Genomic DNA, 17,597 nt, shown 5'->3' on the forward strand with positions numbered 1-17,597 from the left:
TTTTTCGCTGGATTCTCCCGAAGGGGAGGTCAGCGCGACGCCGTCGTCAAGTTCAGGCTGTGACCGGATGCGCCGCCGCGGGTGACGAGGCTGGAATGCAGCCAGCCCTCGGCACCGCCATGACCCACCTTCAGCCAGCCGCCCGGCGCCTCGGCGAAGACCCGCAGCACCGTGCCGCGCTGCACCACCTTCAATACATCTCCGCCGCCGCGGGGATGCTCCCGCAGGTTGCCGTTCTGGCGCATGGTGATGGAGCCCTGCGCCTGCATGGCCTGCGCCTGCTCGGCCTCCATCCGCGCCACACCAGGGGGCGCGGGCGGGGCCAGGACGCGCAGATCGGCCGGGATGACCGGCAGCGGCGGCGGGGCGGCGACGCGGTGGGAGGATGAGGCCACGGCCGCATCCTCGGTGCAGCGGCTGCGCGTCTCCACGAAGACCCGGGTGGCCGAGACGCGGTCGGTCGGGAGATAGGGCTCCGCCACCAGCTCGCCCTCCGGCGGGCGGCTGACGAGGACGACGAAGGGCGCAGCCTCGCCACCGGAAAGGGCGACCTGGCCGCAGACGGCGATGCTGCCGGGGGCCGCCTGGGGAAAGGTGCGGACCTCGCTAATGCTGACATCGGAGCGCAGATCGGCGCGCAGCCTCGTCTCCGCGGCCTGGCGTGCCTGGGAGGCCGGCAGGGCCGCTTCGGCCTGGGCCGCCTGCGCCTTGGGGGTGGAATCGTCGCAGCCCCCGAGCAGCGCGGGCAGAGCCAGGAGTGCCGAGAGGCCGGCCATTCCAATCCATGAGCTGGTCTTCACGAAGGCCTCCCTGCCACTGGGTCCGGCACAAGCGCCGTCGCGCTTCAAACCCGACTCAGCCAGGGGCGGTTGCCTCTTGAAGATGTGTAACAAACACGCGCGCGATCACTTGCGCGCGCAGCGGCTCCAGCGCAACCGCTGGAAAATCAGCTGCTTGGGGTGTGGCGGTCCAGCAGCCCATCCGGCAGCGGCATGGCCCTGGCGGTCCAGGTCCAGACCAGCCAGCACTCGACCGGGCGGTCCGGCCAGATCTGCCGCAGCAGCGCGCGATAGGCCGCCATCTGCCGGAGATAGACGGGCTGCACGCCTTCCAGCGCCTCGGGCGGCGGACGGTTGGTCTTGTAGTCCAGCACGATCACCCGGTCCGGCCGCACCGAGAGCCGGTCCACCTGCCCCACCAGCCGCACGCCGGAGACGATGCCGGCGATCGGCGCCTCGGCCAGGGAGCCGGGGGCGAAGGCCTCCGCCAGATCCGGGTGCTCCAGCAGGCCCAGCACCTCTTCGAGAGTCGCCGCCTGCTCCTCCCGCGAGAGGCCCTGGCCGGGGCGGCCGAGGAAGGCGGCGGCCACGCGGCGGCGCTCGCCGGGCGCGTATTCCGGCAGGTGCTGCAGCAGGGCATGGATCATGCGGCCACGGCGGAAGCGGTTGCCGGCGGGGTCGGCCGCGCCATGCGGGGCGGCGGCGGGCGTCTCGTCTTCCCCCTGCAAGGAGGAGGGAGAGAAGGTGGCCAGCGCGCTTTCCACCGGCGCGGGGCGCTGCACCCAGTCGGGCGGCGGCTCCGGCAGGGTGGCGCCGGCATGGCGGGTCGCCAGGCGGGCCGGCGCCGTCTGCTCGCAGGAGAGGCGGCGCAACGGGCCCTGGAAGCTGGCCGACGGCGGCGCGCCGAAGGCGGCGGGCTGGAAGGGTGCTTCCTCCACTCCGGGCAGTCTCGAGAAACCCTGGGCGACGAGGTCGTACCAGCAACCCGGCTTGGGCTCGCCCGGGGTGCAGACCAGCAGCCGGTCCTCGGCCCGGGTCAGCGCCACATAGAGCAGGCGGTTCTCCTCCGCCTCCCGCGCCAGGGCCTCCGCTTCGGCCAGCTCGTTCCAGGCGGGGGCATGGAGTTCCTTGCGCGGCGCCCAGAAGGGCAGCGGCGGGTCGGCCTCGCTCCAGCGCAGGGTGTCGCGGTTCAGCCCATTGCCGATATCCGGCAGGATGACGACGGGCGCCTGCAGGCCCTTGGCGCCATGGGCCGTCAGCAGCCGCACGGCATCCACGCCGCTTTCCGCCTCCCGCTTCACCAATGCGCCGCCGCGCCGCAGCCACTGGACAAAGCCCTGAAGGCTGGGGGGATGGCGGGATTCGTAGGTGAGCGCGGCGTTCAGCACCTCGTCCAGCGGGTCGGCGGCATCGGGGCCGAGGCGCGCCAGCAGCCGCGCGCGGCCGCCATGGATGCCCAGCACCTCGGCCAGCAGGGTGTGGGGGGTATGCAGGTCGGCCTGGTCGGCCAGTTCGGCCAGCCAGTCGGCGGCGCGGCCGAGGGTGGTGTCCTTCCCCCGCTCCGCCAGCACCCGCCACCAGAGCGGCTGCTCCCGCCCATGGGCGATCTCGAAAAGCTCCTCCTCCGAGAGGCCGATCAGCGGGCTTTTCAGCACGGCGGCCAGCTGGAGGTCGTCCTCCGGCAGCAGCAGCACGTCGCAGAGGGCCAGCAGGTCCTGCACCGCGATCTGCTCGACCAGCCGCATGCGGTCCACGCCGCCGACCGGCACGCCCTTCGCCTTCAGCGCGGCCACCAGCAGGTCGGAGAAGCCGGTGCGGCGGCGCAGCAGCACCAGGATATCGCCGGGGCGGATGGGACGGCCGCCCTGGGAGGGCAGCGTCTCCGTCCGCAGCATATGGGCGATGCGGGCGGCCAGGCTCTCGGCCAGCTGGGCGGCGGCATTGGCCTGCGCCAGCGGCTGCTCCGGCACCTGCCAGGCCTCGGGGTTCTCGCGCGGCGGGTCCAGCAGGGGGGGCCAGAGCTCCACCATCCCAGCCTCGCCGATCCGGTCGGCGCGGTGGGAGAGGATGGCGCCGTCGGCCACCACGCCCCGCCGGGCGGGCCCCTCCGCGAAGACGGCATCGACCAGCGCCAGGACCGGCGCGGTGGAGCGGAAGGAGACCTGGAGGGGCACGGCCTCGAAGCGCGCGCCCGCCTGCGGCACGGCCCGGGAGAAATGCGCCTGCCACCGGGCGAAGCCGGCGGCATCGGCACCCTGGAAGCCGTAGATGGACTGCTTCTCGTCCCCCACCGCGAAGATGGAGCGGATGCCCGGCTCCTCCCGCCTGCCCTGGCCGGCGAAGAACTCCTCCGCCAGCCGCGCGGCGATGTCCCATTGGGCGGGGTTGCTGTCCTGCGCCTCGTCCAGCAGCAGGTGGTCCAGGCCGCCATCGAGCTTGTAGAGCACCCAGGCGCTGCCGGGATCGGTCAGCAGGCGCTGGGCGGCGGCGATCAGGTCGTCGAAATCCACCGCGCCGGCGCGGGCCTTGCGGGCGGTATAGGCGGCGAGCACGGGCTGGGCGAGCGCCAGCAGCGACAGGGTGGCGGCATGCAGGCGCCAGGCGCGGCGCTTCTCCTCGAAGGCGAAGATCCGGTCGGCCTCGGCGCGCAGGATGCCGATGACCTCCGGGAAGTCGTCCTTCAGTCCGCCCTTGGTGGCCAGGCTGCGGTCGGCATAGGGCTTGCCGTCGGCGGTGAGGAAGCAGCGCGTCCATTCCTCCCACCGCGTCGGCCGGACCTCGGGCGGCAGGGCGAGCCAGGCGCGCAGCTGGGCGCCGCGGGCGCAGTCGTTCTTGTTGCTGCTCTTCAGCAGCAGGGCGGCGGCGCGGTCCAGGGCGGGCGGGATGCCGGCGACCGCCTCCTCCAGCTCCTCCGGCTCCGAGCCGCTGGCGGGCAGGCCCAGGCGGCGGCGCAGCACGGCATCGCAGCCTGCCATGCCGCCGGCCTGGGCGATGGCCGTGGCCAGCCGCTCCCGGTGCTTCACCATGGCCGCCAGGGTCTGCGAGAAGTCGTCGGGGCTGCCGAGGCCGGCGATGGCCTCGATGGCCTCCGCCGGCAGGCGGCCGGAAGCCAGGGTGCTCTCCCGCGCATCGGCGAGCAGGGAGGCGGCGTCGGCTTCCTCGATCAGGGTGAATTGCGGCGGCAGGCCGGCTTCCAGCGGAAAGCTGCGCAGCACGGACTGGCAGAAGGCATGGATGGTGGCGATGCGCATGCCGCCGGGCTGGTCCAGCACCTCGGCGAACAGGGCGCGGGCGCGGGTCAGGGCCGCGGCATCGGGCCGCTGCCCCGTCAGCGCCTCCAGGCTGGCGGAGAGCGGCGCGTCCTCGGCCACCGCCCATTCGCCCAGGCGGCGGGCCAGGCGCGTGGCCATCTCGGCCGCCGCGGCCTTGGTGAAGGTGAGGCAGAGGATGCGCCCGGGCTTGGTCTCCGGACGCAGCAGCAGCCGCAGCACCCGGTCGGTCAGCACCTTGGTCTTGCCGGAGCCGGCCGAGGCCCCCACCCAGGCGGAGGCGCCGGGATCGGAGGCGCGGCGCTGCGCGGCCTCGGCTTCGGCGCGCGGGGTCAGGAGGGTCGCGGAGGAAGGGGCCATGGCCTGCCTATGATCGGGCCGGACGGGGCGCGCGTCCAGCATGCTGGAGCCCGGGCGGCCATGGCGGGATGGCATGACGGCCATGGACAGGAACGGGTCCGCCGGATCATTCCAGGGGCAACCGGAGGTGATCCGGCCGAGTATCTCTGCCGGGACTCCATGCTGAAGGCGATATCGTGACCCCCAAACACCTACCCGGCGCCGAAGAGGCGAGCGAGGCCGAGGGCCCGGAGCAGCCGCATGTGCTGACGCGCGAGCGGCTGATGACCAATTCCCTGGATGAGATGGTGCGGGCCGCCTTCGGCACCCAGCTGATGAGCGAGGTGGACCGCGCGCGTTCCCTGCATGAGACGCTGGAGCACCGCCCGCCCGGCGGCGGCCCCGTCTGGCTCTTCGGCTATGGCTCGCTGATCTGGAACCCGACGATCCACTACGTGGACAGCCGCTTCGCCCGGGTGGAGGGCTGGCAGCGCGCCTTCTGCCTCTCCACTCCCATCGGCCGCGGCACGCCGGAGAACCCCGGGCTCGTGCTGGCGCTGGATGAGGGCGGCTATTGCGAGGGCGTGGCCTTCCGGCTCGACGACGCGGTGCTGGTGCAGGAGCTGTCGCTGATCTGGCGGCGGGAGATGCTGACCGGCGCCTATATCCCGCGCTGGCTGCCGCTGCATGACGCGGAGGGCAAGGTCTTCGGCCAGGGCATCGGCTTCGTCGTCAATCGCGCCGGGCCGCAATACGCCGATCTCTCAGAGGCGGATGTGGTGCGGCGCCTGGCGACGGCGGTGGGGCATCTGGGGAGCGCCGCGGATTACCTGCGCCAGACGCATCGTGGCCTGCGCCGTCTCGGGATCCGGGATGCGCTGCTGGACCGGCTGCTGCCCCTGGTGGCGCAGGCGCAGGAGCGTGCGGGCTGACGGGCGGTTGCCGCATCTCGCCGCGCCGGCCAAGGACCGGCTTCCGGTGGTGTTTGCGAAGGTGAAGCAGGCTTGCGGATGTTCATGATCACGCCACCGGTCTTCCAGGTTGTTTCTGCAAGGATCAGCATCACGCAGGGTTGAATCTTCCTGCCACGCCATCTGGCCTTTGATGTGGGGCAAGCGCATCGAGGAGTGCGTGGAGGCGAATGCCGGCCAATGTATGCGCAGCGCAGCCCGGAGGTCCGACTTGGCGAAGGCTGGCGCAGGCAGGGGCCTGCCATGGTCTCGCTGCGCTGGGCCTGACGGGCTGTGACCTTCCGCTCAGCCCGGCAGTGCCACTCCTCGGCGCCTATTTTCCATCCTGGCTCATCTGTGCCGCCACCGGTGTCCTCGGCGCCGTGGTGTTGCGCGTCATCTTCGTGAAGATCGGCATCGATCAGCGTCTGCCCTTCAGGCTCCTCGTCTACGCATGCCTCGCGGCCATCATAGATCTCGCGCTCTCGCTGACTTTGTACGGGCGCTGACAGATGGCGCAGTCAGCCTATTCCCGCCGCCACAGCCTCCTCGGTTTCATCGTCGCCGGGGTGATCCTCGCAGCCGCCATCGCGGCCTGGTGGTTCTACAGCAGGCGCGCCGACGGCAATCCGCTGTCCGAGGATGCCGTGCTGACGGCGAGCATCGTGAACATGGCCTCCAGCGTGCCGGGCCGCATCATCACCCTCGGCGTGACGGAGGATCAGAAGGTCGCGAAGGGCGACCTGCTGTTCGAGATCGACCCTGTCCCCTTCCGCCTCGCCGTCGATCAGGCGCGTGCCGATCTGCGGATGGCCGAAGCCGCGCGCAACGCGCAGCAGCGGGCGATCAGCGCGGAGGAATCCAACGCCGCCATCGCGACGGATCAGGTGACCCGCGCGCGGACGAACCTCGCCCTCGCCGAGCAGTCGCTCGCGCGGCTCACGCCCCTGCAGCGCAGAGGCTATGTCTCGGCGCAGCAGGTCGATGACGCCCGCACGGCCCGCGACGATGCCCGCACCAGCCTCGCCCAGGCGACGCGCCAGGCGGAGGCGGCGAGCAGCCTCGTCAGCACGCTCGATGAATCGGAGGCGCTGGTGGATGCGCGCCGCGCCGCCCTCGCGCTTGCCGAGCGCAGCCTTGCCAATACCACCATCCACGCGCCCCATGACGGCCGCGTGGTGGGTCTCACGGTATCCACGGGTGAGGTCGTGATACCCGGCCAGTCCGTCTTCACGCTGATCGACACGGACACCTGGTATGCCAGCGCCACCTTCCTCGAGACCGAGCTGCCCAGCATCGCGGTGGGCGACTGCGCGCGCGTCGTCGTGCTGGCCGACCGCTCCGTCCGCATCGCCGGGACGGTGACGGGCATCGGCTGGGGCGTCATCTCCGAGGATGTGGTGAACCTGCCGCGCGGCCTGCCCTATGTGCCGAAATCGCTCAACTGGGTGCGCATCATCCAGCGCTTCCCGGTGCGCATCCGCCTCATCGAGCCGCCGGAGATGCTGATGCGGATCGGCGCCTCGGCCGTGGCGGTCGTCCATCACGGCGAGCATTGCTGAGCATGGACGGAACGGCCCCCCGGCAGCGCTCCTTCGTCGCGCAGGCGATCGCCGATCTCGCGCCGTTTCCGGGACGGGCGGCGCTCACCTGGCGTATCGCGCTGCTCTGCGCGATCGTCGCCGCGGCGGCGATGATGTATGAGATCCCGGAAGCCGCGCTCAGCTGCTATCTGATCATCTTCCTGATGAAGCCCGACGCGGTCGAGAATATCGGCGTCGCCTTCGGCCTCATCGGGCTCGCGACCATCGTCCTGATCTGCACCGTGCCGCTGATCAACGCCACGGTCGATTCACCGCTGCTGCGGATGCTGGCCATCGCCATCGTCTCCTTCGCCTTCCTCTTCCTGGGCGCGGCGAGCCAGCTCGGCGAGATCGGCGGCGTCATCGGGCTGATCATCGCCTTCATCCTCACGCTGCTCAGCATGGCGCCGGCCGGCGACGTGGTGACCTATGCATTGCGTTCCGCTTGGTACCTTGCCGCGATGCCGATGGCGCTGATGGTAGCGTTCAACCTCTTCCTGGGCCTGTCACCGGTGCGGCTGCTGCGCGAAAGGCTTCAGCAGCGCCTTGCCACGGCCGCGGAGGCCATCGTCACCGGCGCTCCTGGCCGGCATGAGGCGCTGGCCGAGATGCTGCGCGCCGACAATGCCGCGCTGGAACAGATGGCGGGCTTCGTCAGGCTGCTCGCGCTCACGGGCGAGCCGCAGGCGGCGCAGATCGCGCGCGATGTCCGCGCCTCCTGGCGCCTCATGCTCGCGGCCTCCGCCCTGCCGGACGACCTCAGTGCCGCGCGTCGGGATGCCCTGGCCGCCGCGATCCGCCGCGCCATGGAAGCGCTGGAAGCGGGCGAGATGCCGCCGCGCCCAGAGCCCGGCCCCGAGCCGGCGACGGAGGCCGAGCATGCGCTCCTGGCCGCTCTCGCCACGATCGCCGGCGCGCCGGAACCGGGGGTGGTCGCGGCGCCGAAGGCACCCTTCCTCGCCCCCGACGTCTTGTCCAATCCCGCGTATCAACGGTTCGCGCTCAAGACCACGGCGGCGGCGGTCATCTGCTACGTCGTCTATACCAGCCTCGACTGGCAAGACATCCATACCGCGATGGTCACCTGCTACGTCGCGGCACTCGGCTCCACGGGGGAGACGGTGCACAAGCTCGGCCTCCGCATCACCGGCTGCCTGATCGGCGCGGCGATGGGCATGGGCGCGGTTCTGTTCGTCGTGCCGCATCTCGAGAGCGTGGGCGGGCTGATGGTCCTGATCTTCGCCGGCGTGCTGGTCGGGGCCTGGGTCTCGACCGGCAGCGAACGCATCGCCTATGGCGGCGTGCAGATCGCGCTCGCCTTCCTGCTCATCGTGCTGCAGGGCTTCCGGCCCAGCACCAGCCTCGACGCGGGCTGGGACCGCATCGTGGGCATCCTGCTCGGCAATCTGGTCGTCTATCTCATCTCCACCCGCATCTGGCCCGTCTCGGTCGAGGGCGCCGCGCGCGCCCACCTCCGGGACGCGCTCGCCGGGCTGGCACGCCTCGCCACTCAGGCACCGGAGCATCGCCCGGGCATGGTCCCGGATGCCGCGCTGGTGGCGAAGGAAGCCGGCAAGGCGGATGAGCTGCTCGCGCTGCTGCCTTTCGAGCCTGCGGCCATACGCGCGGCGCCGGCGACCCAGGCCGCGCTGCGGGCGACCAGCGCGGAGATCGCCGGGCTCACCCGCGACATCTACTTCAGCCGGGAGGCGATGCCCGATGTCGCGGCGCGCCTGGGGCAGCTCGGCACGAGGATCCTCGGCGGAGGGGATGGCGGGATGCTGGGCGAGACAGGTGGACCGGATGCGCTCCATCGCCGGCTCGACCGGCTTCAGGCGGCGGTGGCAGCCTGATGCGCTGCCGCGGCGCCTTCCTCTGCCTGGCGCTGGCGCTGGCCGCCTGCGCGGAGGACGCCGTGAAGCTGACCTCGCCCGGCCCCGAGACGCCATGGCGGCCGGCTGGCCATGAGAGCCAGGCCTGGAACGGCGGGGGCGGGAAGAAGGATTTCGGCATCCCGCCCGACCCCGCGCTCGCGGTCCTGCCGGCGAGGCCGGATATCGACCTCCGGCGCAGCTACCGCCTGCCTGAGCTGATCGACATAGCCCAGCGCAACAACCCCGCGACGCGCGGGGCCTGGCAGCGCGCGCGCGAAGCCGCGCTTGCGGTCGGGATGGTGGAGGCGACCTTCCTGCCGGTCATCACCGCCAATGTCATCGCTGGCCGGCAGACCACTTCCACGCCGCTGCCGCTACCGATCGGCTCGCGGCGTTCTTTCGACACGACGGTGGACGGCATCTCGCCTTCCATCGGGTTGCAATGGCTGCTCTTCGATTTTGGGCGCCGGGCGGCACTCGCCGACGCCGCGCGACATGGCACCCTGGCGGCGAATGTCCTGTTCAACGGCGAGCATCAGCGGCTGATCTTCGACGTCACCCGTGCCTACTACGTCCATGCCGCTTCCACGACACGGTCGCGCATCGCGCGTGAGACGCTCCGCAACAGCACCGCCATCCGCAACGCGTCCGAGGCCCGGCTCGAGAGCGGCCTCGGAACCACCGTGGAAGTCGCGCAGGCCCGCCAGCAGGTCGCGCAGTCCGAGTTGCGCCGGGTGCAGGCCGATGGGCAGGAGCGCAATTCCCATCAGGCACTGCTCCTTGCCATGGGCGTCAATCCGACATTGCCGCTGAAGGTCGACACCGGGGGTCAGCGCCGGCTGCCTGATGCACCGGAACTGCCCATCGATGACATGGTCAGCGCCGCCCTGGCGCGCCGGCCCGACGTGATGGCGAGCTACCAGGCGATGCAGGCGAGCAAGGCCGGCATCGCGGCGGCGCGTGCGGAGTTCTTCCCCAATGTCTTCGTCGCAGGCGCGCTCGCCGCCAGGCGGAACAATTTCGAGGCCGGGGGCCTGCCGACCATCGGTCAGCAGGCGACAGGGAGCGGCGTGCTACTGGGCGCGACGGTGCCGCTTTATGATTCCGGCCTGCGTGCCGCAAGGCTGAGGCAGGCGGAGGCGAGTGCCTCAGCGGCCGAAAGCACCTTCCAGCGCACGCAGAACGTGGCGGTGAGCGAGATCGTCACAGCGCGCAACATGCTGCGCACAGCGCTTGAATCGCATCGTGCCGCAAGCGCCCTCACCGCTGCGGCCACGGTCACCTATGACGCAGCTCTCGGCGCTTACAGGAGTGGTGTCGGCACAGTCACGGCGGCGACAGCCGCTGATACGGGCCTGCTGGACGCACGGCAGGCCCAGGCGGATACGTATGCCGCCGCGGTTGTCGGGGCCGCGAACCTGGCCTTTGCCGTCGGCGCCATGACGTCTCCCGACGCTGTTCCCTGAGTGTAGGGCGGTGGGCCTTCCTGTGCACCGGCTGACACAGCGGGCGTCTTGCATGAAAGCACCGCCCCTGGTTTGCCGGGGTCCTGTGAGCTGAACGGCTCAGGAGGGGAAGTCTTTATGTGCGGACATGGCAAATCCGCCCTGTGCGTGATGCACTGGGGCGGTTTGGTATGTTTGTTATTTGATGTTGGATGTAAGCGTCGTCTGACCCCCATGGTTGAGGTGCACAGCTCTGGGGAGGAGGATTGAGCCTTCTGGAGAGAGGGCAGGCAGTGGACGGGGATCTGGTCGGGAGCACGGAGGCGAGCACTCCTATGAGTGATCGTATGAGTGCCCGTACGGAATTCGTGGAAGTGGTGACCCGCGGTGAACGGCGCCGCCGCTGGAGCCCCGAGCAAAAGCTGCGGATCGTCGCCGAGGCGATGGACCCCACAGTCACCGCGGTCGATGTGGCACGGCGCTGGGGGATCGGCACGGGACTGCTTTATACATGGCGACGCGAGCTGCTGATGGCGGTCACCCCGGCGCCGATCACGCCAGGGCTCCCTGCGATCGCAGCGGAGGAAGCCCCCTGCGAGAATGCGCCTGCCGTCATTGCTGAGGCCGCCTCGCTGCCTGGTGACGGACGGATCGAGATCGCGCTTCCAGGTGGTGTCGTCGTCCGTGTTGATGCCGGGGTAGACGAGGCGGCGCTTCGGCGCGTCCTTGCGGCACTGGAGAGGCGATGATCGGTCCCGCGCCGGGCACACGCATCTTCCTCGCCTGCGGGGTGACGGACATGCGGCGTGGCATGGACGGGCTTGCCGCTCTCGTGCAGACCACCTTCGGCGAGGATCCGTTCTCGGGTGCGGTCTATCTCTTCCGTGGGCGCCGGGGCCATCTGGTGAAATGCCTCTGGCATGACGGTCAAGGCCTGTGCCTTTTCCAGAAGCGCTTGGAACGGAGCCGCTTCCAGTGGCCGGTGACGAACACCGGCAGGATTGCGTTGTCGGTGGCGCAGACTTCGATGCTGCTCGAGGGCCTGGACTGGCGCAACCCACAGCGGGTGTGGCGGCCGAGCGCGACGTAGCAGCTTTCGCTTGCACCGACGCGGCGCGGCCTGCGACGATTCCTGCGTGACAGCAGCCGATGACACGAACGGGGCGGACGCGGAGGTGGTTCTCCTGCGCGCTGCGCTGGCTGCCGCCGAGGCGAGGATCGCGGCACTCGAGGGCATGCTCCACGCGCTCAACCGCGCACGCTTCGGCCAGAGTGCCGAGCGCATCGATCCCGGCCAGCTTGTCCTTGCACTTGGCCGCGACGTGCCACCCCCGCCGCCCGCGAACGATGCGCCGGGGGAGGATGGCCCTCGCGGACGCCCATCGGCGCGCCGGAACCGCGGCGCCTTGCCGCCGCACCTCGAGAGAGTGGAGCGCGTGCTGGAACCCGCCAGCCGGACCTGTTCTTGCTGCGGCAGCGACATGCGCGTCATCGGCGAGGACCGGTCAGAGCGGCTCGACGTCGTGCCCGCGAGGCTGCGGGTGCTGGTGACCGTCCGCCCGCGCCTGGCCTGTCGTGGCTGCGTGGGCGGTGTTCATCAGGCGCCTGCCCCGGAGCACGCGGTGACGCGCGGTCTGCCGACCGAGGCGCTGCTGGCGCATGTGCTCGTCTCGAAATACGGCGACGGCCTGCCGCTGTACCGCCAGGTGGCAATCCTCCGCCGCAGCGGGGTGAGGCTCGACCGCTCGACCCTCTGCGACTGGGTCGGGGCAGCTTGTTGGTGGCTCCGGCCTCTCTACGAGCGGGTCCTGGAGCATGTCAGGAAACAGGGACGGGTGTTCGCCGACGACACGCCACTTCCCACCCTGGAGCGCGGTCGCGGGCGAACCCGCAAGGGGGCCCTCTGGGCCTATGCCGTCGACGACCGCCCCTGGCTGGGGCGGGCTCCTCCTGCGGTCGCTTATGCCTACGCGCCGGACCGCAAGGGAGCGCGACCCGCTGCTCATCTCGGCCGGTTCCGAGGCGTGCTGCAGGTCGACGGCTATGACGGGTTCAAGGCCATGCGGCGGGAGCGCCGCGACGGCTCGGTGACGCTGGCCTTCTGTTGGGCGCACCTGCGCCGACGGTTCTTTGAGGTCCATGCGGGCACGAAGTCGCCCATCGCCGCCGAGGCCTTGCTGCGTATCGGGGAGCTCTACCGGATCGAGCGCGAGATCCGGGGCCGCTCGGCGGAGCAGCGCCGCGCCATCCGTCGCGAGAGGAGCGCGCCGCTGGTCGCCGCCCTCGAGATCTGGCTGCGGGCGCAGCTGGATCGCCTCAGCCAGGGCTCCAAGCTCGCCGGGGACATCCGCTACGGCCTGCGCCACTGGGGCGGTCTCGTGCGGTTCCTTGAGGACGGCAGGCTGGAGATGGATACAAACACGGTGGAGCGGCAGATCAGGCCCGTGGCCGTCACCCGCAAGGCGGCGCTGTTCGCAGGCAGTGAGGCAGGCGGCGCGAACTGGGCCATCGCGACGACGCTGATCCGGACGGCCCTGATGAATGACGTTGAGCCCGAGGCCTGGCTGACCGACGTGCTGCAGCGGATGGTCCGCGGCGACGTGCGCTCGAACGGGCTTGATGCCCTTCTCCCCTGGACCTGGGGCCGGGACACCGCCGCAGCGGCGTAGCCATCAGAGCCCCGGCAAGGCGGGGTTTACCTCCTCCGCGTCGCTGGTATCGGCATGGACCGCGTCGTGGATGATGCGCGTGGTCACGCCCTGCAGATGCGCCCGCAGCGCCCGCTCCAGTTCCAGAAACTCGGGCCAGAGGACCGTATCGAGGAAGCCCTTGGGCGCGCGCAGCATTACCGTCGTGCGCTTCTGGCGAGGGTAGCGATAGGGCCTCAGCCCGTAGCGGCGGCAGAGGGCGACGAAGAGCTGCCGGGACCAGCTGTCCGGCATTGAGAACTGCTGCTCCACGGCCGGGTCACGGCGGGCTTGCTCGGGACTGTCAGGAATTTCGTGTGTGGCGGGGCATAGTAGGGAAGAAGGAGACCCCCTATGGCCCGACGGAAAGAGCCGCGGATCCCGGATGCGATCCTGGACCAGTTGCTGGCCGGTGCGGACGCCAGAACGGCCTTCGAGCAGGGCGGCCTGCTGGATGAGCTGAAGAAGGCGTTCACCGAGCGGGCGCTGAACGCCGAGATGGACCACCACTTGGCCGGAGAGGGTGGTGAAGGCAACAGCCGCAACGGCTATGGCCGGAAGTCGGTGGTCACTGACAGTGGCAAGCTGGCGCTGGAGATCCACGCGACCGGCAGGCGAGCTTCGATCCGCAGCTGATCGCCAAGTACCAGCGGCGCTTCCCTGGCTTCGATGACAAGGTCATCTCGATGTACGCCCGCGGCATGAGCGCGCGGGAGATCGTGGGCCACCTGCGCGAACTCTACGGCATCGAGGTCTCGCCCGACCTGATCAGCGCTGTCACGGATGCCGTGCTCGACGAGATCAGCGCCTGGCAGAACCGGCCGCTGGAGCCCGTCTACCGGTGGTGTTCTTCGATGCCCTGCGGGTGAAGATCCGGGATGAGGGCCTTGTCCGCAACAAGGCGGTGCACATCGCGCTGGGCGTCCGGGCCGACGGTGGCAAGGAGATCCTGGGCCTGTGGCTGGAGCAGAATGAGGGTGCGAAGTTCTGGCTGCGGGTGATGAACGAGCTGCGCGGCCGCGGTGTCGAGGACCTGCTGCTGGCGGTGGTAGACGGGCTGAAGGGCTTCCCTGAGGCCATCCTGGCAGTGTTCCCGGAGGCCGTGGTGCAGACTTGCATTGTTCACCTCCTGCGCCAGAGCCTGGACTTCGTCGCCTACAAGGACCGCAAGCCCGTGGCCGCGGCGCTGAAGGCGATCTACCAGGCCGTGGATGCCGCCGCCGCCGAAGCGGCCCTGACTGCCTTTGAAGCAGAATTCTGGGGCCAGAAATATCCCGCCATTGGCCAGAGCTGGCGCCGCGCCTGGACCGAGGTCGTGCCGTTCTACGCATTCAGCGTCGAAATCAGACGGTTCCTCTACACCACCAATGCCATTGAGGCGCTGAACGCGAAGCTGCGCCGTGCAGTTCGAAGCCGAGGGCACTTCCCCACGGATGAGGCCGCCCTGAAGCTGCTGTTTCTGGTCTTGCACCGGGCGGAGAAGGAGTGGACCATGCCGCCGCGGGAATGGTCCATGGCTAAGGCGCAGTTCGCCGTTCTGTTCGGCGAGCGCTTCACTCGCGCCATGGCCTGAGCATGTTCAACCGCTCCGCCGCACACGAAATTCCTGACAGTCCCGCTTGCTCGGCCAGGCGTGCCTTGACCCGCTCCAGCGCCGCCCCGGCCGCCTCCCGCTCACCCGCCGTTCCTGCACCCGCAATCAACGCCTCGATCTTGCGGAGCCGCTCCCGGAGATCGTCTTCGCCCGCCATCCCCCTCAACCTCCAACCGGCATGCAGGATAACCGGTACAGACCGCCAGGGCAGCAGGGCACGTCAAGCGCTGAGCTGGATGGGGATCAGACGACGGTTACTGTTGGATGCGGGGACAGGATTTGAACCTGTGACCTTCAGGTTATGAGCCTGACGAGCTACCGGGCTGCTCCACCCCGCGGTGGTGTGTGTATTTGTGCTGTTTGTTGGATGAACGGTCCGGCTTGGTGGCCCGGCGGCGACCTACTCTCCCGTGCCTTGAGACACAGTACCATGGGCGCTGGGGCGTTTCACGGCCGAGTTCGGGATGGGATCGGGTGTAGCAGCCTCGCGATGGCCACCGGGCCACCGAGCCGGATCGTTCTCCATTGGCAGCACAGATGCTGATGAATGGGAGTTGGTGATATCTGTATTGAGTGTTGAGTGAGTGTGTCGCGGTTGGATGCTGCGTGCGGTGTCGTGTTGCCACGACAGCGGTGCAGATGAATGAGATCGATCGGGCTATTAGGACCGCTCGGCTGAGGCCATTACTGACCTTTCACCTGCGGCCTATCGACGTGATGGTCTATCACGGCCCTTAGGGAGACCTCGTTTAGAGGCTGGTTTCCCGCTTAGATGCCTTCAGCGGTTATCCGTTCCATACTTAGCTACCCAGCGATGCCGCGGGCGCGACAACTGGTACACCAGAGGTATGTCCATCCCGGTCCTCTCGTACTAGGGACAGATCCTCGCAAGTCTCCTACACCCATGGCAGATAGGGACCGAACTGTCTCACGACGTTCTAAACCCAGCTCACGTACGCTTAATCTTTAATCGGCGAACAGCCGAACCCTTGGGACCTGCTCCAGCCCCGGGATGCGATGAGCCGACATCGAGGTGCCAAACCTCCCCGTCGATGTGGACTCTTGGGGGAGATCAGCCTGTTATCCCTAGAGTACCTTTTATCCGTTGAGCGATGGCCCTTCCACGCGGGACCACCGGATCACTAAGGCCGACTTTCGTCTCTGTTCGCGCTGTCGCGCTCACAGTCAGGCGGGCTTATGCCTTTGCACTCAACAGCCGATGTCCGACCGGCTTGAGCCCACCATCGCGCGCCTCCGTTACACTTTAGGAGGCGACCGCCCCAGTCAAACTGCCCGCCACGCAGGGTCCCGACCCCAGATAAATGGGGCTCGGTTAGATGCCAGAAAGGCGCAGGGTGGTATTTCAAGGATGGCTCCACCAAAGCTGGCGCCCCGGTTTCATAGCCTCCCACCTATCCTACACAGCCCCTTCCTGGCACCACTGCGAAGTTGCAGTAAAGGTTCATAGGGTCTTTCCGTCTGACCACGGGTACCCCGCATCTTCACGGGGAATTCAATTTCGCTGAGCCCATGCTGGAGACAGTGGGGAGGTCGTTACGCCATTCGTGCAGGTCGGAACTTACCCGACAAGGAATTTCGCTACCTTAGGACCGTTATAGTTACGGCCGCCGTTTACCGGGGCTTCGGTTCGATGCTTGCACATCTCCCCTTAACCTTCCGGCACCGGGCAGGCGTCAGACCCTATACGTCATCTCTCGATTTCGCAGAGCCCTGTGTTTTTACTAAACAGTCGCCACCCCCTGGTCTGTGCCACCCCACCCTGGTTGCCCAAGATGGGGTCTCGCTTATCCCGAAGTTACGCGAGTAATTTGCCTAGTTCCTTCAGCATGGTTCTCTCAAGCGCCTCGGTATACTCAACCAGTCCACCTGTGTCGGTTTCGGGTACGGACCATATGCTAGAGCTATTTCCTGGACCGATCCGGCAGCCCCTCCAATCCAATAAGGAGGAACAACGGTTCACGGCCGTCACTTCTAGCGGGCTCAGGAATATTCACCTGATTTCCATCGGCTACGGCTGTCGCCCTCGCCTTAGGGACCGGCTCACCCTGCGCGGATTGGCCTTGCGCAGGAACCCTTGGACTTTCGGCGAGAGGGGTTCTCACCCTCTTTGTCGCTACTCATGTCCGCATTCGCACTTCCGATACCTCCAGGAGCCCTCACGGGTCTCCCTTCGCAGGCTTACGGAACGCTCCGCTACCACGCATCATTGCTGATGCATCCACAGCTTCGGTAAGTGGCTTGAGCCCCGTTACATTTTCGCCGCAAAACAGCTATTAGACCAGTGAGCTATTACGCTTTCTTTAAAGGATGGCTGCTTCTAAGCCAACCTCCTGGTTGTTTTGGCCGTCTCACATGCTTTCCCACTTAGCCACTATTTGGGGACCTTAGCTGGTGGTCTGGGCTGTTTCCCTCTCGACAATGGACCTTAGCACCCACTGTCTGTCTGCCAGGTAGCACTCACCGGCATTCGGAGTTCGGTAGGGTTTGGTAGGACTTTGGGTCCCCCTAGCCCTTCCGGTGCTCTACCTCCGGCGGTGTTCGCCTGACGATCTACCTCAATAGATTTCGCGGAGAACCAGCTATTTCCGAGTTTGATTGGCCTTTCACCCCTAGCCACAGCTCATCCCCGACTTTTTCAACAGGCGTGGGTTCGGCCCTCCAGTGGGTGTTACCCCACCTTCAGCCTGGCCATGGCTAGATCACTCGGTTTCGGGTCTTCTGCCAGCAACTCAGCGCCCTGTTCGGACTCGCTTTCGCTGCGCCTACACCTAACGGCTTAAGCTTGCTGCAAACAGAAACTCGCGGACCCATTATACAAAAGGTACGCCGTCACCCTTGCGGGCTCCGACTGCTTGTAGGCGCTCGGTTTCAGGTCTCTTTCACTCCCCTTGTCGGGGTGCTTTTCACCTTTCCCTCACGGTACTTGTGCACTATCGGTCACCAAGGAGTATTTAGGCTTAGAGGGTGGTCCCCCTACGTTCAGACAGGGTTTCACGTGCCCCGCCCTACTCAAGGATCCACACCAGCCATACGCCTACGGGGCTATCACCCACTCT

Annotated in this window: 12 protein-coding genes, 1 tRNA gene, 2 rRNA genes and 1 pseudogene (1 of these 16 cut by a window edge); 9 read left to right on the forward strand and 7 right to left on the reverse strand. The window is 68.2% G+C overall.

Annotated features, from left to right (window positions below; translation table 11 throughout):
• Positions 1-29: 29 nt before the first annotated feature.
• Both IAI58_RS02110 and addA read right to left on the reverse strand, forming a co-directional pair.
• Positions 30-800: an SH3 domain-containing protein gene (locus tag IAI58_RS02110; RefSeq protein WP_207449829.1), complete on the reverse strand. Its 771-nt coding sequence runs from the start codon at positions 798-800 to the stop codon at positions 30-32.
• Between the two features lie 146 nt (positions 801-946).
• The gene (gene addA, locus IAI58_RS02115) at positions 947-4,408 is read right to left on the reverse strand and encodes a double-strand break repair helicase AddA (protein WP_207449827.1); all 3,462 of its coding nucleotides are present in this window, start codon (positions 4,406-4,408) and stop codon (positions 947-949) included.
• Positions 4,409-4,584: 176 nt separating this feature from the next.
• On the opposite strand from addA, the gene IAI58_RS02120 reads away from it, so the two are divergent.
• The 8 genes from IAI58_RS02120 to tnpC all read left to right on the forward strand — a co-directional run bounded on the left by IAI58_RS02120 (position 4,585) and on the right by tnpC (position 12,908).
• Positions 4,585-5,319: a gamma-glutamylcyclotransferase gene (locus IAI58_RS02120; RefSeq protein WP_237182895.1), complete on the forward strand. Its 735-nt coding sequence runs from the start codon at positions 4,585-4,587 to the stop codon at positions 5,317-5,319.
• A 209-nt stretch (positions 5,320-5,528) separates the two neighbouring features.
• Positions 5,529-5,846, forward strand: a complete 318-nt coding sequence (locus tag IAI58_RS02125; RefSeq protein ID WP_207449825.1) for a YtcA family lipoprotein — start codon at positions 5,529-5,531, stop codon at positions 5,844-5,846.
• A 3-nt stretch (positions 5,847-5,849) separates the two neighbouring features.
• Complete coding sequence (gene mdtN, locus IAI58_RS02130) at positions 5,850-6,899, forward strand: multidrug transporter subunit MdtN (protein ID WP_207449823.1); 1,050 nt, start codon at positions 5,850-5,852, stop codon at positions 6,897-6,899.
• A 2-nt stretch (positions 6,900-6,901) separates the two neighbouring features.
• Positions 6,902-8,773, forward strand: coding sequence for an FUSC family protein (locus IAI58_RS02135; protein ID WP_207449821.1), 1,872 nt, complete (start codon positions 6,902-6,904; stop codon positions 8,771-8,773).
• Positions 8,773-10,260, forward strand: coding sequence for a TolC family protein (locus IAI58_RS02140; protein WP_207449819.1), 1,488 nt, complete (start codon positions 8,773-8,775; stop codon positions 10,258-10,260). The genes IAI58_RS02135 and IAI58_RS02140 overlap by 1 nt, the downstream gene beginning before the upstream one ends.
• A gap of 326 nt (positions 10,261-10,586) precedes the next feature.
• A complete protein-coding gene (gene tnpA, locus IAI58_RS02145; protein WP_207451415.1) occupies positions 10,587-10,988 on the forward strand; it encodes an IS66-like element accessory protein TnpA in 402 nt (133 codons plus the stop codon).
• Complete coding sequence (gene tnpB / locus IAI58_RS02150; RefSeq protein WP_207451417.1) at positions 10,985-11,329, forward strand: IS66 family insertion sequence element accessory protein TnpB; 345 nt, start codon at positions 10,985-10,987, stop codon at positions 11,327-11,329. Before tnpA ends, tnpB begins: the two co-directional genes overlap by 4 nt.
• A gap of 46 nt (positions 11,330-11,375) precedes the next feature.
• Entirely contained in the window at positions 11,376-12,908 is a 1,533-nt protein-coding gene (gene tnpC, locus IAI58_RS02155) for an IS66 family transposase (protein ID WP_408906225.1), read from the forward strand.
• 3 nt (positions 12,909-12,911) lie between these two features.
• Here tnpC and IAI58_RS02160 read toward each other — a convergent pair whose 3' ends face one another.
• The gene (locus tag IAI58_RS02160) at positions 12,912-13,181 is read right to left on the reverse strand and encodes a hypothetical protein (RefSeq protein WP_207451419.1); all 270 of its coding nucleotides are present in this window, start codon (positions 13,179-13,181) and stop codon (positions 12,912-12,914) included.
• A 99-nt stretch (positions 13,182-13,280) separates the two neighbouring features.
• Between IAI58_RS02160 and IAI58_RS02165 the strand changes: the two are divergent.
• Positions 13,281-14,499, forward strand: a pseudogene (locus tag IAI58_RS02165) (IS256 family transposase).
• Here IAI58_RS02165 and IAI58_RS02170 read toward each other — a convergent pair.
• From IAI58_RS02170 to IAI58_RS02185, 4 genes are all read right to left on the reverse strand, one after another.
• Entirely contained in the window at positions 14,480-14,677 is a 198-nt protein-coding gene (locus tag IAI58_RS02170; RefSeq protein WP_208776009.1) for a hypothetical protein, read from the reverse strand. The pseudogene IAI58_RS02165 and the gene IAI58_RS02170 sit on opposite strands and share 20 nt — an antisense overlap.
• A 104-nt stretch (positions 14,678-14,781) precedes the next feature.
• Positions 14,782-14,858: transfer RNA gene (locus IAI58_RS02175), tRNA-Met, on the reverse strand.
• A gap of 49 nt (positions 14,859-14,907) precedes the next feature.
• Positions 14,908-15,022: ribosomal RNA gene (rrf, locus tag IAI58_RS02180) — 5S ribosomal RNA — on the reverse strand.
• Between the two features lie 138 nt (positions 15,023-15,160).
• Positions 15,161-17,597 (reverse strand): 23S ribosomal RNA (locus IAI58_RS02185); it runs 303 nt beyond the window's last position.

The organism is Roseomonas marmotae (assembly GCF_017654485.1).
GTDB lineage: Bacteria > Pseudomonadota > Alphaproteobacteria > Acetobacterales > Acetobacteraceae > Pseudoroseomonas > Pseudoroseomonas marmotae.